Genomic DNA, 21,156 nt, shown 5'->3' with positions numbered 1-21,156 from the left:
TTCCCCGCGTACAGGTACCAGAGAGCGTCGTGCCCGACCCCGCCCGGACCCCCGCCGAGACGGACGAACAGCTTCTCGGCCGCCTCCGCGCCGGGGACCGGTCGGTGTTCGGCACGCTCGTGCGGCGGTACGAGCGCGAGCTGTACGGCTACCTCCGCCGGTACGTCGGCGACGACGACCTGGCCGACGACGTGTTCCAGAACACGTTTGTGGCCGTGTTCCGCAAGATCGGCCAGTACGAGCCGGGCCGCGCGGCCCGGCCGTGGCTGTACGCCATCGCCACCAACCAGGCGATCGACGCGATGCGGAAGCGGTCGCGGCAGGGCGACCGGGCCGGCGACGCCCGCACCGCCCCGGACGAGGAGGGGGAGCCGCGGCCGCTGTTCGAGTTGGCCGCCGCCCCCGGCCCCGACCCCGGCGAACTCGCCGACCGCGCCGAGCAGGCCGAGCGTGTCCGGGCGGCGGTGGCCAAGCTGCCGGAGTTGCTGCGCCAGGTGGTGGTCTTGGCGTACTTCCAGGGGCTGAAGTACAAGGACATCGCCGACGTGCTCGGCATCCCGGTCGGCACCGTGAAGTCGCGGCTGCACGCGGCCACGACCAAATTGACCGACGACTGGACAGAGACAGAGGCACTGCCGCCGCCCCAACCGGTGGGGGAACCATGACCAACGACCGCGACGACCTGCCCGGCTACCTGCTGAATCTGCTCGACCCCGACGCGCGCGCCGCCGTCGCCGCGCGGCTCGCGGCCGACCCCGCCGCCGCCGCCCGCGTCGCTTCGCTTCGGGCCGTGCTGCCGCCGTTCGCGGAGGTGGACCCGCCCGACGGGCTGGCGCTCCGCACGATCGCCCGCGTCGCCGAACACGTCGTCGCCACCGAGCCGCGGACCGTTACGCCGCCGACGCCGGTCGAGGTCATCGCCGCGGACGTGGCTCCGGAGCGGGCGCGCCGGCTGCCGGTCACCGACCGGCCCGAGGCGCGGACGCTCGGCGGGCGGTTCCGGGTCGAGCTGCTGGTCGCGGCCGGGATCGCGTTCGTCGGGGTCGGTCTGGCCTCGACGCTGGTGATGAAGGTGCGCGAGCGGAGCGACGTGGCCGCGTGCCAGTCGAACCTGATGACGCTGAACCAGGGGCTCGCCGGCTACGCCGACGCCCACGCCGGCCGGCTGCCGCAGGTGGGCACGGGGGCGTACCCGGTGGCGGGGTCGTTCGTGGCCGCGCTGGCGGACGCGGGGCAGTGCCCGCCCGGCTTCCGCGCCGCGTGCGGCGCCCCCGCGGCCGACCCGCGGGTCGTGGCGACCTCGGCCGTCGGCTACGCCTACGCGCTGGGCCACCGCGGGGCCGACGGGGCGGTGCTGGGGCCGCGACTGGCGTTCGGCGAGGAGAACGACCTGATGCCGGTGTGTGCCGACATCCCGGTCGGTACGGCCGGGGCGCCACACGCCCACGGGCACAACGTGCTCTTCGCCGGCGGGCACGTCCGCTTCGCCACCGTGCCGACGGTCGGGCTGAACGGCGACGACATCTACCGCAACCAGCTCGGCCGCGTCGCCGCCGGCCTCGACCGCGCCGACGCGGTTCTCGGCGTCGGCTCCGACCGGCCGTAACCGCGTCACTCGGCGGCCGGCAGGTCCTTGCCCTTCGCGCCCAGCAGCCGCCGCAGGGCGTCCGCCGACAGCCGCGGGTCGTCCGTCAGCACGGCCCCGAGTTCCGTCAGGATGAAGCCCTCCAGGTCGTCGCCGGTCCACCCGTCGGCGACGAGCCGGCCGCCGATCTGCTCCAGCGCCCGGTCGCGCAGCTTGTCGGTGCGCCGGCTGATGCTCCCCTCGTGCAGGCCCAGCAGCCCCGCGGCGTCGCGCTGGCTCATCCGGTAGCGCCAGCGCAACCCCAGCAGCAGCCGCTCGTCGTCGGTCGTGCTGTCGAGCCAGTCGCGGGCGGCGGCCACGAACGCCTCGTGCCAGCGGGCCGCGGCCGCCTCGCGCGGCGAGTCCAGCGGCAGGGCGATCTCGTCGTCCGGCAGCGCCACCGTGCCGCCGTGCCGGCGCAGCTGGGACAAGTGCCAGTTCTGGAAGACGCGGATGAGCCACGGGGCGAGCGGCCGCTGGCCGTCGTACCGGGCCAGGATCGGCAGCCCGCCGCCCTCGGGGGCGATCAGGTTGCTCCAGAACTCGGTGACCGCGGTGTCCTGCTTCTCGTCGTCGCGCGGGTACAGCCGCACGGCCCGCGCCCGCAGGGCGTCCACGAGGAGGCAGTCGCTGCGGCCGGTGCGGGCGGCGAACAGCAGCTCCCACGCGGCGCGCTGCCCGGTGAGGCAGCCGACGCAGACGGACCAGTCGGTGGCGTACAGCCCTTCGAGGTACTCCGCGCGGGTGGCGCCGGGCGCCTTCGCGGCGTACAGCCGGTACGTGCGGTCGAGGTGGCTGAGGAAGTCGGCTTCGGCGAGCCGGACGGCGGGGAGGTGCAGCCGGCAGTAGTGGCGGACGACGGTCGCCCGCGCGAGGTCGGCCGGGGCGGGGGCCGGCAACTCGGGGGCGGCGGCGGACACGCGGGGCTCCGGGCGGGCCATCGTGGCGGCGGACATCGCGGGGCTCCGGGGTGCGACACCCCGGGATACCGCGACCCGACGGGAACCTGTCACGGCGTGAACAGCACCACCTGCACGCTCGCCGCCGGCACCGGCTCGCGCTCGACCACCGGCGACGGGTTCCACCCCATCCCCAGCGGCGTCATCTTCCGCCGGCTCGTCCAGCCCAGTTTATGGACCCCGTGCGACCGGAAGAACTCCACCACCACCTCCGCCTGCTTCTTCGTCGTCTCGTGCGCCGACGCCGCGGTCAGCCCCCCGTCGGCGGGGTCGGCGTAGGCCACCACCACCATCTCGGCCTTGCCGCCGGCGTACGCGTTGATCCACGGGACGAGCCGCTCCAGGTGGACGGCCCCCTCGTCCGTCAGCAGCGCCGTACGCGGCTCGAACAGGTGGCCGGCGTGGTACGTCCGGCGGTCGCGCTCCTGCGCCGGCCGCACCAGGAGCGCCGCCGCGTCCTCGACGTAGGAGCGGACGATCGGCATCCGGCTGATGGCGTCGGTGCCCTGCTTGACGCTGCGGAGGGTGTCGCGGCCGTCGGCCACGAAGCCCTTCAAGTTCGCCACCTCGCCCTGCACCGTGCCGACGGCGCCGTCGGCCCGCTTGATGGCGGCGCGGGCGTCGGCCGTCAGCTCCTTCAGGTCGCGGTACAGGTCGTCGTCCTTCACCAACTTGCCCAGGGTGCCGTCGCCGTCGCGCACCTCGGAGATCAACCGCCGGGCCTCGGCGGACGTGGCCCTGGCGTCGGCGGCCAGCGTCTTCACCTCGGCGGCGACGGCCCGCGCGTCGGCGACCGCCTCGTCGAGGCCGGTCGGGGGCAGCCCCTTGAGCCGGCCGGCGGCGAGCGGCCCGGCGGCGGGGCGGCCGGGGTCGATGGCCACGACCTTCGCCCCGAACACGCCGCCGGACAGCACGCGCGCCGCGGCGTCGGCGTACAGTCGGCCGGCGAACTCCTTTTTGACGCGCAGCCGGACGGTGACCTCGGCCCCGGGCCCGTCGTGGTCGGGGTACTCGACGGCGACCACCTCGCCGGCGTCGACGCCGCGGACGCGGACGGGCATGCCCGGCCCCACGTCGTGCGCCTCGGGGAACCCGACGGTGAGTTCGGCGGCGCCGGCGCGGAAGGCGTGCCGGTCGCCGACGCGGGCCAGGCCGTACCCGCCGGCGGCGACGGCGGCGACGACGACCACCCCCAGCACGGCCGCCTGCCAGCGCGACAGCGATTCGGTCACGGAAGCACCCCCGCGAGGTTAACCCGCCATTATACCTCTGGGTGATTCGGCAACGCATCCGGAATATCGGCCGACCGGCCGGCGCGAGCCGGGTTGGCTTCGCGCCACTTCCACGGCCGCGGTATAATCCCCCACCTGACGCCCGATCCGGGGTGCCTGATGGGTCCGACGTTCGTCCGCCCGCGGGTGGCGGAACTGGTCTTCCGGCTGTTCGACCGGCCGCTCCACCCGGAGCTGTTCGCCGCCGTCGCCGCGCGCCGGGTGGAGAAGTGCGGCTTCCGCGTCACGGTCAGCGTCACGCCGACGGGGCACGTCCTGGAATGGACCGACGGCACGGTCACGCTCACCGAACTGACGGCGACGGCCGACGTGGACCTCCCGGACCGCGGGCGGCTGTTGGGGCACCGACTCGGCGGCGGCCGCGGCGGGCGGTGCGACCTCGGCCGGGTCCGCTACCAGATCAGTTCGCAGGTCGAGGTGTTGCCGCCGGAGTTGTTCGTGCGGGCGCACGAGGAGCTGCGCTCGGACGGCGCCCGCAAGGGGCTCGTCAGCCACTTCCGCGGCGGCGACCGGCTCGGCCTGTCGCCGCTGGGTGTGGTCGTCGCCGAGGCGCTACCCGGCGGGCTGGCCGTGAGCGCGTTCCACACCTTCCCCGAGGAGCGGGCGGTGGTGAAGACGCAGTCGCTGATCGAGCGGGTGTGACCCGGCCGTGGGGCCGAATGGTCACTCGGCCGAGCAACGGACGGTTGGAAACCAGACCCACGTAGCGGTATGCTGGCCACAACTCTCAGCCCTTCGCCCGGGGGCCACTCCCATGCGCGTCGCCGGTTGCGACCCCGGAACGTCCGCCCTGGACGTTCTGATCCTCGACGACGGTACCGTCGCCGACCAGGCCCGGTTCGAGCCCGAGCAGTTGCGTGCCGACCCGGCCGCCGCGGTGGCATGGCTCGTCGCCCGCGGCCCGTTCGACCTCGTCGCCGCACCGTCCGGTTACGGCCTGCCGCTGGTGCGCGCCGCCGAAGCTACGGACGCCCAACTGGCGCAACTGAGCCTGCTTCGGCCGGACGACCGCGGCGGCGGCGGAGTTACCCGCTTCTCGGCCGTCGCCCGCGCCTTCCGCGACTCGCCGCTGCCGGCCGTGTTCCTCCCCGGCGTCGCCCACCTGCCGACGGTGCCGGCCCACCGCAAGGTCAACCGCATCGACCTCGGCACGCCCGACAAGCTGGCCGTGGCGGCGCTGGCGCTCCACCAGTTGTCCGGGACGTGGAACCAGGACGGCCCGGTGTGCGTGGTCGAGCTCGGAACGTCGTTCTCGGCGGCGCTGGTGGTGAACGAGCGCGGCGAAATCGTGGACGGCGTCGGCGGCACCGGCGGGCCGCTGGGCTGGCGGTCGGCCGGCGGCTGGGACGGCGAGGCGGCGTACCTGTTGGGGCCGCTGACGAAGGCCGACCTGTTCGCCGGGGGCGCCGCCGAACTGACCGACGACGCGGCCCGGTGCTCGGCCTACCTCGAATCGCTGGTGCGGACGGTGGGCGGGCTGTGCGGCCTGCACGAACCGCACGAGCGGTTCGAGGCGGTGGCGCTGTCCGGCCGGCTGTTCGCGGCCGAGTCGGCGTTCGTGGAGTCCCTGCACCTGACCGAGGCTCTGGCGCCGTTCGCCCGGTTCGGGTCGGCGGTGGCGCCGGTGGGGAGCCTGCCGGGGGCGTGGGTGAAGGAGGCGGCGCAGGGCGCCGCGCTGATCGCCGACGGGCTGGCCGGGGGATCGCACGCCGAATTGGTGTCGCGGATGCGGCTGCGCGAGGCGACGGGGAGCGTGCTCGACGGCCTGACGCACCAGCGGGCGGCGGCCGTCCGCGCGTGGTTCCAGTGATCGCACCGTCGGAGCGAATGACCCTTCTATCCGTCCGCCGGCACCAGGTACAGCCCCGGCCGGTACGGCCGCGGCACCTGTTCCAACAGGCGAGCCAGGTTGTCCCAATCGGCGGGTGTGAACGTGGCCATCAACCCGGCGATGGCGGCAGGGTCGGCAGTGACGTACTCGGCCGGGTGCGGGTCGAAGTCGGCCCAGTGGGGCGCGGACGAGTCCGGGCCGGGCGCGTAGAGCGACACCGTGCCGACACGGTCCCCGACCTCGGGCCGGCGGCCGGCAACGCGCAGCGGCCCGGCGGCGAACACCTTCACGGCCGGGAACACGCCGAACCCCTTCGACAGGTCGGTGGCTACCGCGACCAGCGGCGGCGTCGCCGACACCACCAACCCCGGGTTCGCGTCGCCCCGCCCGAAGTGCATGGTGAGCCGGAACCAGTAGAAGACGTTGCACAGGAGTAGGACCGCCGCCGCGATCCAGAGCGCCCAGTGGAACCACACGGCAGCCGCGACCGCCGCCACCAGCGCCACGGCCCAACCGAGCGGCCACGCCGGCTTGTGCAGGAACCAGCGCAGGTAGTTCACCCGTAGGCGGCCCGGGTTGCTCGCCACGGTGCCGTTCAGCGGGAGCAGGTCGTCGTCGTCCATCGGGTCGGGCTCCACGAGCGAGTCGGCACGGGAGGCGGCCATCCTACCGACGGCCGCCCGCGCCCGCAACCAACCCACGAGGTTCGATCATGCCCGCCGCGCGCGTCGAGTCGGTGCAGGTCGGTCGGCCGCGGTGGCACGGCACGCCCGGCAGCACCGACCCGTTCGACCGCCCGTTCGCTACCGGCTTCTGGAAGGAGCCCGTCACCGGCCCCGTCGCGGTGCGCGTCACCAACCTCGACGGCGACGGCCAGGCCGACCTGGTGAACCACGGCGGCGCCGACAAGGCCGTGCTCGCGTACGCGGCCGCCCACTACCCCGACTGGCGCGCCGAACTCGGCATCGCGGACCTGCCGCACGGCGCGTTCGGCGAGAACCTGACGGTCGCCGGCTGGGTCGAGACGGACGTGTGCGTCGGCGACGTGTGGCGGGCCGGCTCGGCCGTGTTCGCGGTGAGCCAACCGCGACAGCCGTGCTGGAAGCTGGCGCGGCGGTGGCGGTTGAAGGACTTGCCGGCGCGGGTGGTGGAGAGCGGCCGCTGCGGGTGGTACTTGCGGGTGCTCACGGAAGGCAGCATTGCCGCCGGCGACGCGGTGGAGTTGGCCGAGCGGCCGCAACCGGAGTGGACGGTGCGCCGGGCGCACCGGGTGATGTACTCCGGCCGGAAGAACCGCGACGAGACGGCGGCGCTGGCCGCCGTGCCGGAACTGTCGCTGAGCTGGCGCGAGGAGCTACTACAACGCCTCTGACCGACCCGTCACAGTTCCCCGACCAGCGTCACGAAGAAACACCCGAGCGACAGGAGCCCCGCAGCGAGCACCCTGGTGGGCACGTCCGGGCGGAGCAGCGCCCGGCGGAATCGTTCCGGGTGGACGCGGATGGCTGCCTGGCACCCCTTGCACACCCGCAGCGGCCGGCCGGCGGCGTGCGGCAGCGCGCGGATGCGGTTCAGGTGAACGGGGTCGTCCGTCGCCGTCTCGACGAGGTAGCGGAATTCCTGGACCGGTTCGAGCGGGGCGGCGCAAAACTGGCAGCGGCACGCGGGCACGGGTTCATCCTCACCGCGGAGCGGCCGACGCGCGGGCGTCGGCCCGGGGTAGGAAGGTGTGGTGGGAGAAGTTTCGCGGATACCGTACATTCCGACGGGCGCCAAGTCAAACCCGATCGCCGAGCCCGCCTCGCGTCCGCGCCGCCGCCGTGGTACGATCCCCCGCCCATGCCCGACCCCGTCCCCAACCCGACGCCGCCCGACCCGCTTCTCGCCGGCGAGTGGCAGCTCGACGCGCCGCCGGACGACCTGCCGCCGGAGCCCGAACCCGCGTTCGTGCCGCCTCCGCCCCCGGCTCCCGTTCCGCACCCCGCACCCCGCACACCGCACACCGAGGAGCCGCCGACCCCCGAGCAACTCGTCGAGGCGCTGCTGTTCGTCGGCGGCCCGCCGCTGACCGCCGCCGCCGCCGCGACCGCGGTCCGCGGGCTGACCGCCGACGCCTTCCGCGCCGCGCTCGACGCCCTCAACCGCCGGTACCGCACCCAGCGCCGCCCGTACGCCGTCGAGGCGCGGGACGGGGGCTTCGTGCTGGCGCTCCTGCCGGCCTTCCGCGGCGTCCGCGAGCGCGTCTTCGGCGGCCCGCGCGAGGCACGCCTCGCGCAGCCGGCGCTCGACGTGCTGGCCGTGGTCGCCTACCGCCAGCCCGTCGGCAAGGCCGAAGTCGATGCGGCCCGCGGCACCGACTCGGCGGCCGTGCTGCGGCAACTCGTGCGGCTCGGCCTCGTCGCCGTCCGCCAGCGGGCCGACGCCGCCGGCCGCGAGGTGCTGTACGGCACCACGCCGCGGTTCCTCCAGGTGATGGGGCTCGGCACCCTCGACGACCTGCCGCGGCTCGGCGACACGGCCCCGGCGTAGTGTCGCGGCTATACTGTCGGAAACCTCACCGGCCGGGCTCCCCCCGGCCGGCCTTCTTTGTCTCACGGTGGGGCCGATGGACGACCTGACTGCCGCCCTCGCCCGACTCGCCGCCTGGGCCGAGCCGAAGCTCCGCGCCGACGCCGAATTGGCCGCCGCCGTCGCCGCCGTGGCGCGGGCCGTCGCCGGCTGGGCGGAGCCCGAACCAGTCGTCGTCCCCGTTGTCGTCGCGCCGCCGGTCGTGCCGCCCCCGCCGCCGCCGGTCGTGCCCATCGCCGACCTCCCGCCGCTCCGCTTCCACCTCGACGCCCCACACCCGACGCCCGCCCCGATCGGCCCTCAGCACGACGACCGCGACCTGCCACTGGTGCCGCCGCCGCTGGTGGCCGACCGCTGCCGGGTGAAGGGTGAGGCGTGCAAGCTGGTGGCCCGCCGCCTGGCCGGCTCGCCCGGCACGCGCGACCACGCGGCCGAGACCGCCCTCCAGGCCCGCGCCGGGGCGCTGCCGGACTGCAACCTGTGGATGCTGAACCACGAGCCGGTGGTGACCGCCGCCCGCGCCTGGGAAGACCTGGCCGGCGCCTACTCGGCGGCCGCCGACGCCCTCCTCTTGTTGCACGCCTGGGAGCAGTCGCCCGGCCCGAACGCCGACCGGCTGGCGCCGAAAGTCCTGGGCCTCGCCGCCGAGGCGCAGTCCGTTCTGCTGTACGCCGTGGCCGACGTCCGCGACGTGCGGATGGACTACGACCAGGTCCAGCTGTTCGCCCGCGTCCGCACCACCGCCCGCGACCGGCAGATCTACATTTCCAAGTTCCTGAAGCGCGACGACCGGGCCGACCCGGCCAGCTGGCCGGACGTGGCCGCCCGCGTCGCCGACCTGCGCGGCCAGTTCCAGACCGTCGGCGACCGCGACAAGCACCGGGTGAAGGCGCTGAACAACCTCCGCTTCAAACTCGGCCGGCTCCGCGAGCGGCCCGACGAGTCGGCCGGCGAGTGGCCGCGCGTGCTGGAGCTGGTGGACGAGCTGGTCGCCGCGGGGCTGCCCCCGAGCCACGCCGACCTGCGCGACTGGGTGCTCCCGGTAATCGAGGACGTGCCCGACGACCCGCCGCCGTCGGCGAACGTGGCGCTGGTGCTGCGCGAGATCGACCGATACGTGGAGGGCCGCCCCGACGCCGAGCCGCCGGCCCGGCCGCACCGCCCGTCGGTCGAAGTGGCGGAGGTGGCCGACCTGCTCCGCGGCCGCGAGATCGTGCTGATCGGGGGGCAGGCCCGTCCGGTCCACAAGGCGGCGCTGATGCGGGCGTTCGGGTTCGCCGACGTCCGCTGGCTGGTGCGGCCCGAGCACACGTCGTTCACCGTGTTCGAGCCCGACATCGCCCGCCCGGAGGTGGCCCTGGTGCTGCTGGCGATCCGCTGGTCGAACCACGACTACGACAACATCAAGGAGTACTGCGACGCCTACGGCAAGCCGCTGATCCGCCTCCCCGGCGGGTACAACGCCAACCAGGTGGCGCACCACATCCTGGCGCAGGCCGGCACCCGCCTCCGCGCCGCACGGGCCGCCGCCGGGTAGCGTTGACCCCGCGCCGCCGGGCGGGGTACAACCCGCCATGCTCGCGCGGACCCCGACTCTGTCGCTGATCGTGCCGACGCGCGGCCGCCCGCGCCAGCTCCGCCGCTTCCTCGGCTCGCTCGCCGCCACCACCCTCCGCCCGTCCCGGGTCGAAGTCGTCCTCGTCGTGGACGCCGACGACCGCCCGGTGACGTGTCCCGGCGCGCGCGTCGTGGTCGGCCCGCCGGGCCGCACGATGGGCGAGCTGAACCGCGCCGGCGCGGCCGCCGCCCGCGGCGAGTGGCTGATGCTGCTGAACGACGACGTGGTGGCCCGCACCCGCGGGTGGGACGAGCAGGTGCTCGCGGCGGCGGCGCGCTTCCCCGACCGCGTCGGCCTCGTCCACGTCAACGACGCGCTGGTCCGCGACCACCTGTGCGTCTTCCCCGTGGTGAGCCGCCGCTACTGCGAAGAGGCCGGCGGCATCTGCCCCGCCGACTACCACCGCTACCGCATCGACGACCACATCGACGACGTGTTCACGCGCCTCGGCGGCCGCACGGTCTACCTGCCGGACGTGGTGTTCGAGCACCGCAACGCCGTGGTTCACCCGACGGCCGGGAAGGTGTACGAGGCCGACCCGGCGATCCTGGCCGAGGACGCCCCGCGGTTCGAGGCGCACCACGCCGACCGGATGGAACTGGTCCGTCGGCTCGGCGGCGAGCCGACATCCGCGGATGCGTTCGCGCTGCGGGTGCCGGGCCGGCAGCACGTCGTTCGCGGCAGCTGGGCAGCACGAACCCGGACCGATATCGGCGAGTGGATGACGCGGCTGCGCGGCCGGTTGCGCGACCGCTACCGGCGCGACGGGGCGGCGGGGCTGATGCGAGTGATGGGGCGGAAGGTGGGTTGGGTTTCGTAGGTCGGGTCGAGTCTTCGAGACCCGACGCGGGGTGCCGCGCGATTCCCGAGAAACCCGTCACGTCGGCGCTGCGAGGCGTTGTCCCCGGCGCTCGCGCCGCCCCGCGTCGGGCCTCGAAGACTCGACCCGACCTACGGGACTTACCGTACCCCGAGTTGCACCACCCCCGCGTCGCGCTGCCGGGCCATCCCGTCGTCGCGCGGCAGGAGCGTCGGCGGCACGGCCAGCTTCCCCGTCAGCAGGTCGCGGTCGAGCGTGTGCGCCGTCATGCGGCGGATGTCGGCGACGGTGCCGTCCCCGAACTTCTCGCCGACCATGCGGAGGTAGTCGACGCCGGTGTAGAAACGCTGGAAGGCGGCGTCCCGGAACCGCAGCACCTCGCGGGCCGGGAGGTAGCGCGTCGGCAGCGGCAGGCAGTCGCGCGAGTGCTGCGAGTACCCCGTCCACGTCGCCGGCAGCGGCAGGTTCCGCTCCACCGCCAGCGTGTACAGCGGCGACCCGGGGTACGCCATCGCCGAGTAGAAGTTCGAGAACTCGCAGTTCAACTCGACCGCCATGTCGAGCGTGGACTGCATCGTGTCCAGGTCGTCCTCGGGCAGCCCGAAGATGTAGTTGCCGATGACGTTGATCCCGGCCGCGCGGATGTCCGACACCACGCGGAACACCTGGTCCTGGTCGAACTGCTTGTCCACGTCGGCGCGCACGCGGTCCGCCCCGGCCTCGATGCCGACCGCGAGCCAGTTGAACCCCGCCGCCTTGAGCTTCGGCAGCATCCCGTCCTTGATGGTGTCGATGCGGGTGTAGGCCCAGATGTTCAGGTCGTAGCCGCGGGCGATGATGCGGTCGCAGATGCCGGTGATGTGCTTGCGGTTCAGCACGAACATCTCGTCGGCGATCTTGATGTTGCGGACGCCGTAGGTGTTCACCAGTGTGTCGATCTGCGCGATGACCGCATCCGGGCTCCACGCCCGGTAGCTGTTCGCCGTCTTCTTGTTGCCCGCGGCTTCCTCGCCGGCCTTGAACGGCGCCTGGATGCAGCAGAACGAGCAGTGGTAGGGGCAGCCGAGCGTGGTGTACAGCGCCGCGTAGGGCTGCCGGGCCGACCCGTCGAGGCAGTGCCAGTTGTGCGCCCGGTAGCGCGGCATCGGCAGCAAATCCCAGGCGATCCCGGGCATCGTGCCGTCGAGGTCGGTGACGAGCGGCTTGCCCGCGGTCTGGCGGATGACGCCGCCGTCGCGGCAGAACAGGCCGGGCACCTGGGATAGCGCCGGCACCGGCGTCTTGAGCGCCTCCACGAGCGCGACGAGCGTGTACAGCCCTTCCCCGGCGGCGACGTAGTCGGTCCGTTCCTCGCGCAGCGTGCGCTCCGGAAGTGCCGCGACGTGACCGCCGAGCATGAGCACCGGCTGGTCGGGCGTCGTCTCCTTGATGGCGGTTGCGACCTGGCCGGACGCGGTCATGATCTGCGTCGAGGCGCTCGGCTGGTGGCCGTACACCACGACCGCGGCGAGGACCGGGTTCAGTTCCTTCACCCGCTCGGCGACGGCGTCGTGCCCGAGCCCCTCGGCTTCCGCGTCGATGACGGCGACGCTGAGCCCGTGGGTGCGGCAGAAGGTGGCCATGAGGCCGGCCCAGACTGGATTCTCGATCGCCGTGAGGGTGGCGCCGAGCGACTGGTACACCTGCGGCCGGCTGCACGGGTTGACGAGAACAACGTCGAGGCGGGGCATCGTGGGTCTCCAAGTAACCCGGGCGAGCGGCCCGCGTCAGCGGGCTGTTCCTGAACGTGACTGATGCGCCGACGAACAGCCCGCTGACGCGGGCCGCTCGCCAGCGCGAGCGTTCAAATCCCCCGCCCCGCGGCGAGGCTGTTCAGCAGCTCACACAGCGTCAGAATCCGCTCGCGGTCCAGCGACGGGTAGTTGCCGATGTACCAGCCGTAGAAGTGGACGTGGTCCACCTCCGGGAACTGCGTGTACAGGTCGCCGAACAGCCGCCGCAGGTACGGCTGCCGCAGCTGGTTGCCGCCGCCCGCCGTGCCGCGGCGGAACTCCACGCCGTTCTTGCGCAGCGTGGTCTGCACCCGCTCGGCGAGGGCCGCGTCCGGCTCCTGGAGGATGAGCGTGAAGGCGTAGTTGCTGCTCCCCTCGGTGGCGAAGTCGGTTCGGTACAGGTCCGGGTCGAGGTGCTTGAGGAACAGGTTCAGGTTCTCGCTGCGGCGGCGGTTGTTGTCGTCGAGCCGCGGCAGCTGCGACCGGCCGATGATGGCGTTCAGCTCCGTGCTGCGGAAGTTGAAGCCGGGGTGCGCGAAGATGAAGTCGGGGTTCAGGTCCGGGTGCGCCGCAACCTGCTCCGCGCGCCGCTCGGCAGACGCAAGCTCGCGGACCATGCCGTGGCCGCGGAGCATCCGCACGCACTCGTACAAGTCGGCGTCGTCGGTACACACCATCCCGCCCTCGATGGTGCTGAGGTGGTGCGCGTAGTAGAAGGAGAAGTTCGACGCCCGCCCGATCGTGCCGAGTTTCCGCCCCTCGAACGTCGCCCCGTGGCTCTCGCACACGTCTTCCAGCAGCGTGACGTTCCGCGCCGCGAGTTCATCCACCAGCCCGCGCGTCAGCCCGTTGTAGCCGAGGACGTGCGTGAGGAAGACGGCCCGCGTCTTGTCCGTCACTTTCGCCAGCACCTGGGCGTTGTCCATGCCGAGGGTGCGCGGGTCGATGTCCACGAACACCGGCGTGAACCCGCAGTGCAGCACCGCGGCGATGTCCGACACCCACGTCAGCGTCGGCACGATGACCTCGCCGCCGGCGCCGTGCAACTCGCGCAGCGCGGCCAGCGTCACGAGGTTCGCCGAGTTCCCGGAGTTGACGAACACGCTGTGGTTCACGCCGAGCCAGGCCGACCACTCCTCCTCGAAGGCGCGGACGTTCTTCCCCGCGGTGAGAATCGGGTCGTCCTGCTGGAGGTAGCGGCACACGGCGTCCAGGTCGGCCCGGGCGATGTTGTTCCGCATCAGCGGCCAGTCGAGCCCGGCCTTCCGCGGGGTGGTCGTGGTCGGCATCAGAACGGCCCCTTGAATTCGATGCTCTTCAGGTCCGCCCGCTCGGCCGGGAGCCAGCCGCAGGCGCGCTCTTCCACCAGGTCGCGGGCCGCAGCCGCGACCGTGCGGGCGTTCGGGTAGAACAGGTCTTCCAGGTTCGGCGCCGTCGGGCACGTCGTCGGGGCGAAGCCCATCCGCTTCAGCCGCAGGTCGCGGATCCCTTGTAGTCGCTCCGCGACCTGTGCGGTGATTTCGGCCGCCGCCCCGCAGTTCGTCCAGGCCGTGTCCACGACGATCAGTCGCCCCGTTCGTTCGACCGACTCGCAAATCGTGTCCATGTCGAGCGGGCTGAGCCAGATCGGATCGATCACCTCGGCGTCGATGCCGATGGCTTCGAGGTACGCTGCCGCCCGCAGACACTCGACCTGCATCGACGAGATGCCGACGAGCGTCACGTCCGCCCCGCGTCGGGTGATTCGGGCCTTGCCGGGCTCGACCGTGTACGCGGCCTCGGGCACCGGCCCCTTCGTGAAGTGGAGCAGGCGGTGTTCGACGTACAGCACCGGGTTGTCGTCGCGGATCGCGGCGGCGAGGCAGCCCTTGGCGTCGTAGGGCGTGGCGGGGGCCACGACCTTGATGCCGGGGACGTGCATGAACATGCCGTGCAGCCCCTGCGAGTGCTGCGCCCCCTGCCCCCAGCTCTTGCCGATCATCGCCCGCACGACCAGCGGCACGTTCACCCGGCCGCCGTACATGTAGCGGCTCTTCGCGGCGACGTTGAGCAACTGGTTCATCGCCAGCAGCAGGAAGTCCATGCGGATGTGGACGTGGACCGGCCGCAGGCCGGCGAGCGCCATGCCGATGGCCGCGCCGGTCATCGCGTCTTCCGACAGCGGCGTGCCGAAGCAGCGCTCGGGGCCGAATTTTTCGACCAGCCCGCGGGTCGTTCCCTGAATCGCCTTCGGGTCGTCCACGTCGAGGCCGAACACGAGCACGTTGGGGTCGCGGGCCATCTCCAGCTCGGCGGCCTCGCGGACGGCGTCCACGAACGACAGCGTGCGCTCGGTCGGCGCCTTCGGGGCTTGGCGCTGCGGCTTAACGGCAGGCGAGGGCATTCCCGGCCTCCTGATAAATGTCGATCATGAGTTCGGCCGGGTCGGGGAACGGGCTCGCCTCCGCGAACGCGAACGCGGCGGCGACCTCGGCCTCGACTTCCTGAACGATCGCGGCCCGCTCGGCGGCCGGCAGTAGCGCCGCGAGGCGCGGGATGGGGTCGTTCTTCACCCACGGCTCGGCCTCGCTCTCGGCGCGGAAGCCGAGGGCGAAGTCGCGGCCGGGGCCGACGTGCTCGCGCCAGCGGTACGTCTTCACCTCGAAGAAGTGCGGCCCGCCGAGCGTGCGCATCCCGCTCAGCACCGTCCGCGTCCGCTCCAGCAGGCCGGTCACGTCGGACCCGTCGAGCCGGTCGGCGGGGATGCCGTAGGCCTCGGCGCGGGCGGCGATGTCGGGCCGGCCCTGCCGCTTGGCCTGGCTCGTGTGAATGGCGTAGCCGTTGTTCTCGCACACGAACAGAACGGGGAGCGACTTCAGGGACGCGAAGTTGAGCGTCTCCGCGAACACGCCCTCCTCCGAGGCCCCGTCGCCGAAGAAGCACACGACCACGGCGTCGGACCGCCGCGTCTTCAGGGCGTAGGCGTAGCCGGCGGCGTTGGCGATGGTCGTACCCACCACGGCCGACGTGCCCATGACGCCGGCGTCGGTGTCGATGAGGTGCATGGAGCCGCCCTTGCCGCGGGCGCAGCCAGTAGCCTTGCCGTACATCTCGGCGACCATCGCGTTCAGGTCGCCGCCCTTCGCGAGGTACATCGCGTGGCTGCGGTACGTCCCGAACACGATGTCGGTCGGCCGCAGCGCCTCGCACACCCCGACGCTCACCGCCTCCTGCCCGATCGACAGGTGGACGGGGCTCTTGATCGCGTCCGTGGGGTAGGCCCGTGCGACCTCCTCCTCGACGCGGCGGATGCGGTAGAGCGACCTATACAGTCGTGCGTTCACGGCTCACGCCCTCCGCGGCCTCGTGGTGCAGGAACCAGTGGTACGTCTCGTGCACGGCGTCGTGGAACCGCGTCGCCGGCTGCCACCCCATGCCCAGCAGCACCGACGAGTCGAGCGCCTTCAGCGCCGCCCCGTCGGGCTTCGACGTGTCGAACGCGAGCCGGCCGCGGAAGCCGACCACGTTGGCGACGGCGTGCGCCACCTCGGCGATGCTCAGGACGGTGCCGCCGCCGAGGTTCAGCGGCGCGTCGCCGTCGTAGTGCTTCAGGGCGAACAGGCACGCCGATGCGAGGTCGCGGCTGAACAGGAACTCGCGCCGCGCCGCCCCGCTTCCCCACACTGACAGCGCTCTGTCACCGTTTTCCGCCGCCTCGTGCGCCCGGCGGATCAGCGCCGGGATGACGTGGCCGCTGTCGGCGCCGAAGTCGTCGCCGGGGCCGAACGGGTTGGCCGGAAACGCCGTGATGAACTGCGCCCCGTACTGCCGGCGGTAGGCGTCGCACAGCACGGCGCCGGCGAGCTTTGCGGTGGCGTAGGCGGCGCTGGTCGGCTCCAGAGGGCCGGTGCCGAGCGACGCGGGTTCCAGCGGCTGCGGCGCCTCGCGCGGGTAGGCGCACGAGCTGGCGAGGTACAGCAACTTCCGCACGCCGTGGCGGTGGGCGGCGTCCAGCACGTTCGTCGCCACCTGGAGGTTGGCGAGCATCAGGTCGGCCGGGCGGGCGCGGTTCAGGCCGATGCCGCCGCTCGGGCCGCCGACCAGGAACACGTACTCCGGCTTCTCCAACGCGAAGAACGAGTTCACCGCCAGCGCGTCGGTCAGCTCCGGCTCGTCCGGGCCGACGCCGACGAGGTTCGTAAACCCTTCCGCGGGCAGCAGGTCGAGCAGCGCGGCGCCGGGGAGCGTGTCGCCGCCGGCGACGAAGACGCGGGCGGCGGGCGTCAAGCCCGGCGAACGGCCGGCGTCGAGTGGGGCCATCACGCGGCCTCCGCCGGCTCGGGCCGGAACTCGGTGAACGGGCGGCGGCGGTCGCGGGCGCGCTCGGCGTCGGCGTAGTCGGTGCCGGGCTCGTAGAAGATGATCTGGCTGCCGCCGGTGTCGAACTCGAACGGCACGTGGATGCGGTCGTCCAGCGCCGCGAGGATGTCGGCGTGCCGCTCCGGCGGGGCGAACAGCAGCAGGAAGCCGCCGCCGCCGGCGCCCGTGAGCTTGCCGCCGATGGCGCCGGCCGAGCGGGCGCGCTCGTACAGGTCGTCCACCTCGGGGTTCGACACGATCGGGCTCAGGCTCCGCTTCGCCATCCAGGCCTCGTGCAGCAGCTCGCCGATCGGCACGAGGTTCACGCCGCCGGTCAGCACGCCGATCGCCTCGTCCACGAAGTCCTTCATCAGCCGCAGCTGCCGCCGCTTCGCGTCCAGGCTGGGGACGTAGCTCCGGGCCACGTCGGCGGCGGTGCGGGCGATGCCGGTGTAGACCAGCAGCAGGTACGACTTCAGCTCGGCGAGCCGGCCCGGCGGCAGGATCACCGGCGACACTTCGATCTCGCCGTCGGGGTGGAAGCGGACGTGCCGCAGGCCGCCGTGCGCGGCCAATACCTGATCCTGGGAGCCGACCGTCTCGCCGAGCACGTCCTGCTCGATGTGGATGGCCTCGCGGGCCAGCTGGGCCTTCGTCGCCAGCTCGCCCTTGAGGGCGTGGAGGGCGTTCAGCAGGCTCACCGTGAACGCCGAACTCGACCCCATGCCGCTCCGCGCCGGCAGGTCGCCGTCGTGGTGCAGCTCGACGCCGCGGTCGATGCCGAGGTAGCGCATCGTCTCACGGACGGTCGGGTGCGACACCTCGTCCAGCGTGCGGCACGTCTCGATCTTGCGGTAGACGACGCGGATACGGTGGTCGAAGAACGGCGGCAGCCGGCGGCAGGTGAGGTAGCAGTACTTGTCGATGGTGGAGGCGAGGACGGCGCCGCCGTGGCGGCGGTACCACCCCGGGTAGTCGGTCCCGCCGCCGAAGAACGAGACGCGGTACGGCGTCCGGCAGATGATCATCCGTGACCCCCGGCCGCGCCCGCCCCCGCGGTACGGCTCGCGGGGTGGTCCGTCACCCCGCACTCGGATTGCTGGTTCGGGGCGAGTTTCCCAGATCGCGGCCGCGGGTGTCAACACCAACATGCGATGTGTGAGCGGCGCGCGTGAGCGGGCTGTTGGTTCGCGCTTCAGACGCGCGAACCAACAGCCCGCTCACGCGCGCCGCTCGCCGGGGCTCACTCCTTCTTCGGCACCTCGGCCACTCGCTGCGCCAGCAGGTACGCCATCAGGTGCCGGAACTCCGCCTCCGGCACCAGCTCGGCCACGTTCGCCGGCATCGGCGACAGGTTCGTCTCGCGGTTCGTCTCGATCTCCTTCGCCGCCAGCCGGAACTCCTTCCCCTCGTTGTCCGCGAACACCAGCACCTGCCCCTCGGTCCGCAGTTGCAGGCCGGTCTTCGTGGTGCCGTCGGCGAGCGTCAGCACGCGGGCGCGGAAGGCGGCGTCGATGTTGCGGTTCGGGTCGAGCACGTCTTCGAGCAACCGCTCCAGGCCGCGGATGCCGACGCCGTCCAGCTGCGGGCCGACGCGGTTCCCCACGGTGCCGATCTGGTGGCACGCGGCGCAGTGCTTGGCGAACACCTTCGCCCCCTCGGCGGTGTCGCCGGGGGCCGCGGCGATGCGGTCGGCACGCTCGCGGATCACCTGCGCGAGGCGGGCGTCGGCCGGCGGCAGCCCCTTCGTCAGCTCGGCGAGCTGCGGGTCGAGGCGGTCCACCTTCGCCGCGCGGAGGCGTTCCACGACGGCCTTTTCCTGAAGGACGCGGGCCGGGATGGTGCCGCCCTTCACCTCGGCGAACAGGCCGGCGGCGCCGCCCTTGCTGCCGGCCATGTTCTGCGCCACGGCCACGGCCACGCGGTACGGCTGCCCCTTCAGCGCCTCCTTGAGGCCGGCGCGGGCGTCCGGGTGGTTCACGTTCGACAGCGCCACCACCGCCTTCTCCCTGAGCGGCGTCGGCGTCTTGGCGTCGGCGACGAGCCCGGTGAGTGCCTTGGCACTGGCCGGGCTGTTGAATCGGCCAATCCCCTCGATGGCGAGCCCGCGTCCCTCGGCGGGTACGGCCGCGTTCCCGGCCAGTTGCAGGAACAGCACCCGCGCCAGCGTGGCGTTCGCCGCTCGGTCCTCGGGCGCAGACGCGGCTTCGAGCGCGGAGAACACCTCGACCAGCCCGCGGGCGACGCCCGAGTTCGTGGGCGGAGACTTGATCGACGCCCCCGAGAGGGTGAAGAACGCCTTCCCCTCGCCGTCCAGTCCGGTGAGCGTCTTCCCGCCGGCGGCCATCCCCTTGAGCATCTCGCGGAGTAATGTCAGCCCGCGCGGCTGGTCGGTCGGGGCGGCGGCGTACACGGCCTTGCGCTCGGCCCGGTCGCCGTACCGGCCGACGTGGAAGGCCATCGCCTCGCGCTGGCCGTCGGTCGCGGCCTTGTCGAGCGCCCCGGCCAGGAACCGCGCCGACTCGGCCGACGGCACCCCGAGCGCCACGTCGGTCACGACCGGTACGTCGGCCGCGGCCACGGACTTCCACCCGTCGGCGTCGCGGAGGCAGTTCCGCAGCGCCACCCGGGCCGAGTAGCGCGTCATCTCGTCGCCGGGCGGCAGCGTCTTGAGCATGCCGACGAGCGGGGCCACGAAGTCGGCGTGCGGGTGGGCCGTCATCGCCTCCGCGGCGGCCCGCTTGATCTGCGGCACGTCGAACGACTTGAGCGCGTCGAGGAGCGCGGCCCGCTCGCCGGCCTCCCACTTCGGGAGAGCCGTGAGCGACCGCAGCACCAGCGTGCTGAACTGGTCCGGCCGGAGTCCCTGTTCCTCGGCGTCGCGGAAGATGCGGCGGTACTCGTCGGCCGCGACCGAACCCCGGCGGGCGGTTTCGACGAACGCCGCCCAGCCCAGCACGGCCGAGACGTGGTCCTTGTCGCGGAGGAGCTTGATGGCGTCGTCGCCCGGCTCCACCTTGTTGCCGCCGCGGGCGCGGGCCAGCAGTTGGTTGCCCGCCAGCATCCGCATCGAGAACGACGGGTCGCCGAGCTTGGCGAACACGTCACCGTCCGACTCCGTCGTCAGGTCGTAGGTCCGCACCGGCGGCGGCTCGGCCGCGTCGCCCTTGTACACGACGCGCCACAGCCGGCCGCGGGTCTTGTCGCGGCCGGGGTGCTTCAGGTCCACCTCGTAGTGGCCGATGATCTTGTTGTAAAAGTCGTTCACCCACAGCGCCCCGTCCGGCCCCAGCTTGATGTCCACCGGCCGGAACCACGGGTCCTTGCTCACCAGGAAGTCGGGCAGCTCCTTCGCCACCGGCGTGGCGCCGCGCCACTCGATCTTGTCGAAGTTGATGCGGCTCGTCACCACGTTGCCGACGAACATGCAGCCGCGGAACCGGTCAGGAAAGTTCTTCGCCTCGTACCAGCTCAGCCCGCACAGGCCGGTGCTGCTGTGGTCGTGCGCCGTCACGTGCGGGGCGAACCCGAGGCCGTCGTGCGGGCGGCCGAAGCTCTGGTAGTACGCCCCGGGGATGATCTGCGTGATCGGCTTCGAGTGGCAGTCGGCCGTGTACAGGTTGAACCACGGGTCCACGGCCATGCCGAACGGGTTCACCTGCCCGCGGCTCACCACCTCGATGCGGCTGCCGTCCGCCTTGAAGCGGAAGGTGTGGCCGCTCTGCATCTTCACCTCGTGGCCGTCCTTACCCTTCACCGTGCTGTCGTTGGCGAACCCGTGGCAGGCGTACACCCAGCCGTCGGGCATCAGCGTGTACGAGTTGTACATGCCGTGCGTGTCGCGGCTGCCGAAGCCCTTGTACAGCACCTCGTGGCTCTCGCTGACGCCGTCCGTGTCGGCGTCCTTGTACAGCCGGATCTCGCCGACGCTGGACACGAGCACGGATTTGCAGTCGGGCAGCGGCAGGATGCCGATCGGGATGTTGAGGTCGGCGGCGAAGGTCTGCACCTTCTTGGCGCGGCCGTTGGCGTTGAAGTCGGAGAGGACGAACACCTTGTCGGTGGGGTTGTTCTCGACCGCGAACGGGTAGTGGAACGACGTGGTGACCCAGAGCCGGCCCTTGGCGTCCCACGCCATCTGCATGGGCTTCTGAATCTCGGGCTCGCTGGCGACGAGCTGCGCGACGAAGCCGGGCGGCAGCTGGAAGCCGGCGAGTTCGTCGGCGGGCGACAGCGGCCCGGTGGGGGCGACGAGCGCCGGCCCCTGGGCGGCGGCCGGGTGGGCGAGCGCGAGGGCCGCCGCGAGTGCGAGAGCGAGGCGCCGCATGAACGGG

Annotated in this window: 19 protein-coding genes; 8 read left to right on the top strand and 11 right to left on the bottom strand. The window is 72.8% G+C overall.

The window, feature by feature from the left end; genetic code table 11:
- Nucleotides 1–29 precede the first annotated feature (29 nt).
- Both ETAA1_RS07545 and ETAA1_RS07540 read left to right on the top strand, forming a co-directional pair.
- A complete protein-coding gene (locus tag ETAA1_RS07545) occupies nucleotides 30–665 on the top strand; it encodes an RNA polymerase sigma factor (protein ID WP_145235839.1) in 636 nt (211 codons plus the stop codon).
- Nucleotides 662–1,606 (top strand): type II secretion system protein, encoded by a 945-nt coding sequence (locus ETAA1_RS07540; protein ID WP_145235837.1) that lies wholly within the window; start codon nucleotides 662–664, stop codon nucleotides 1,604–1,606. The genes ETAA1_RS07545 and ETAA1_RS07540 overlap by 4 nt, the downstream gene beginning before the upstream one ends.
- Nucleotides 1,607–1,611: 5 nt before the next feature.
- Here ETAA1_RS07540 and ETAA1_RS07535 read toward each other — a convergent pair whose 3' ends face one another.
- Both ETAA1_RS07535 and ETAA1_RS07530 read right to left on the bottom strand, forming a co-directional pair.
- Nucleotides 1,612–2,580 carry a sigma-70 family RNA polymerase sigma factor gene (locus ETAA1_RS07535; RefSeq protein ID WP_238389390.1) on the bottom strand — a complete coding sequence of 323 codons (969 nt, stop codon included), beginning with the start codon at nucleotides 2,578–2,580 and terminating at the stop codon, nucleotides 1,612–1,614.
- Nucleotides 2,581–2,633: 53 nt separating this feature from the next.
- Nucleotides 2,634–3,815, bottom strand: a complete 1,182-nt coding sequence (locus ETAA1_RS07530) for an MlaD family protein (RefSeq protein WP_145235835.1) — start codon at nucleotides 3,813–3,815, stop codon at nucleotides 2,634–2,636.
- A gap of 159 nt (nucleotides 3,816–3,974) precedes the next feature.
- Here ETAA1_RS07530 and ETAA1_RS07525 point away from each other — a divergent pair, with 159 nt between their 5' ends.
- Both ETAA1_RS07525 and ETAA1_RS07520 read left to right on the top strand, forming a co-directional pair.
- Nucleotides 3,975–4,517, top strand: coding sequence for a DUF2617 family protein (locus tag ETAA1_RS07525; RefSeq protein WP_145235833.1), 543 nt, complete (start codon nucleotides 3,975–3,977; stop codon nucleotides 4,515–4,517).
- A 112-nt stretch (nucleotides 4,518–4,629) separates the two neighbouring features.
- Nucleotides 4,630–5,685, top strand: coding sequence for a DUF1464 family protein (locus ETAA1_RS07520; RefSeq protein ID WP_145235831.1), 1,056 nt, complete (start codon nucleotides 4,630–4,632; stop codon nucleotides 5,683–5,685).
- 26 nt (nucleotides 5,686–5,711) lie between these two features.
- Here the strand turns inward: ETAA1_RS07520 and ETAA1_RS07515 are convergent, their stop codons facing one another.
- Nucleotides 5,712–6,371, bottom strand: a complete 660-nt coding sequence (locus ETAA1_RS07515; protein WP_145235828.1) for a DUF3239 domain-containing protein — start codon at nucleotides 6,369–6,371, stop codon at nucleotides 5,712–5,714.
- 47 nt (nucleotides 6,372–6,418) lie between these two features.
- On the opposite strand from ETAA1_RS07515, the gene ETAA1_RS07510 reads away from it, so the two are divergent.
- The gene (locus ETAA1_RS07510) at nucleotides 6,419–7,078 is read left to right on the top strand and encodes an MOSC domain-containing protein (RefSeq protein ID WP_145235825.1); all 660 of its coding nucleotides are present in this window, start codon (nucleotides 6,419–6,421) and stop codon (nucleotides 7,076–7,078) included.
- Between the two features lie 8 nt (nucleotides 7,079–7,086).
- Here ETAA1_RS07510 and ETAA1_RS07505 read toward each other — a convergent pair whose 3' ends face one another.
- Nucleotides 7,087–7,377: a hypothetical protein gene (locus ETAA1_RS07505; RefSeq protein WP_145235822.1), complete on the bottom strand. Its 291-nt coding sequence runs from the start codon at nucleotides 7,375–7,377 to the stop codon at nucleotides 7,087–7,089.
- A 168-nt stretch (nucleotides 7,378–7,545) separates the two neighbouring features.
- On the opposite strand from ETAA1_RS07505, the gene scpB reads away from it, so the two are divergent.
- From scpB to ETAA1_RS07485, 3 genes are all read left to right on the top strand, one after another.
- The gene (scpB, locus tag ETAA1_RS07500) at nucleotides 7,546–8,235 is read left to right on the top strand and encodes an SMC-Scp complex subunit ScpB (protein WP_145235818.1); all 690 of its coding nucleotides are present in this window, start codon (nucleotides 7,546–7,548) and stop codon (nucleotides 8,233–8,235) included.
- Nucleotides 8,236–8,311: 76 nt separating this feature from the next.
- On the top strand, nucleotides 8,312–9,811 hold the full coding sequence (locus ETAA1_RS07490) for a hypothetical protein (RefSeq protein WP_202920731.1): 1,500 nt from the start codon (nucleotides 8,312–8,314) through the stop codon (nucleotides 9,809–9,811).
- A 37-nt stretch (nucleotides 9,812–9,848) separates the two neighbouring features.
- Nucleotides 9,849–10,712 (top strand): glycosyltransferase family 2 protein, encoded by an 864-nt coding sequence (locus tag ETAA1_RS07485; RefSeq protein ID WP_145235812.1) that lies wholly within the window; start codon nucleotides 9,849–9,851, stop codon nucleotides 10,710–10,712.
- 140 nt (nucleotides 10,713–10,852) lie between these two features.
- On the opposite strand, the gene ETAA1_RS07480 is transcribed toward ETAA1_RS07485, so the two are convergent.
- From ETAA1_RS07480 to ETAA1_RS07450, 7 genes are all read right to left on the bottom strand, one after another.
- Entirely contained in the window at nucleotides 10,853–12,442 is a 1,590-nt protein-coding gene (locus ETAA1_RS07480; RefSeq protein ID WP_145235809.1) for a B12-binding domain-containing radical SAM protein, read from the bottom strand.
- Nucleotides 12,443–12,555: 113 nt separating this feature from the next.
- A complete protein-coding gene (locus ETAA1_RS07475; RefSeq protein WP_145235806.1) occupies nucleotides 12,556–13,773 on the bottom strand; it encodes a DegT/DnrJ/EryC1/StrS family aminotransferase in 1,218 nt (405 codons plus the stop codon).
- Nucleotides 13,773–14,867, bottom strand: coding sequence for an alpha-ketoacid dehydrogenase subunit beta (locus ETAA1_RS07470; RefSeq protein ID WP_145235803.1), 1,095 nt, complete (start codon nucleotides 14,865–14,867; stop codon nucleotides 13,773–13,775). The genes ETAA1_RS07475 and ETAA1_RS07470 overlap by 1 nt, the downstream gene beginning before the upstream one ends.
- On the bottom strand, nucleotides 14,848–15,807 hold the full coding sequence (locus ETAA1_RS07465) for a thiamine pyrophosphate-dependent dehydrogenase E1 component subunit alpha (protein ID WP_145235800.1): 960 nt from the start codon (nucleotides 15,805–15,807) through the stop codon (nucleotides 14,848–14,850). The genes ETAA1_RS07470 and ETAA1_RS07465 overlap by 20 nt, the downstream gene beginning before the upstream one ends.
- The gene (locus tag ETAA1_RS07460) at nucleotides 15,788–16,783 is read right to left on the bottom strand and encodes a GDP-L-fucose synthase family protein (protein WP_145235797.1); all 996 of its coding nucleotides are present in this window, start codon (nucleotides 16,781–16,783) and stop codon (nucleotides 15,788–15,790) included. Before ETAA1_RS07460 ends, ETAA1_RS07465 begins: the two co-directional genes overlap by 20 nt.
- A complete protein-coding gene (locus tag ETAA1_RS07455; protein WP_145235794.1) occupies nucleotides 16,783–17,850 on the bottom strand; it encodes a GHMP family kinase ATP-binding protein in 1,068 nt (355 codons plus the stop codon). Before ETAA1_RS07455 ends, ETAA1_RS07460 begins: the two co-directional genes overlap by 1 nt.
- 215 nt (nucleotides 17,851–18,065) lie before the next feature.
- Nucleotides 18,066–21,149: a PVC-type heme-binding CxxCH protein gene (locus ETAA1_RS07450; protein ID WP_202920730.1), complete on the bottom strand. Its 3,084-nt coding sequence runs from the start codon at nucleotides 21,147–21,149 to the stop codon at nucleotides 18,066–18,068.
- Nucleotides 21,150–21,156: the final 7 nt, after the last annotated feature.

The organism is Urbifossiella limnaea, from assembly GCF_007747215.1.
Lineage (GTDB): Bacteria > Planctomycetota > Planctomycetia > Gemmatales > Gemmataceae > Urbifossiella > Urbifossiella limnaea.
Note: the sequence above shows the minus strand (reverse complement) of the source record. Positions and strands in the feature narration are given on the sequence as shown.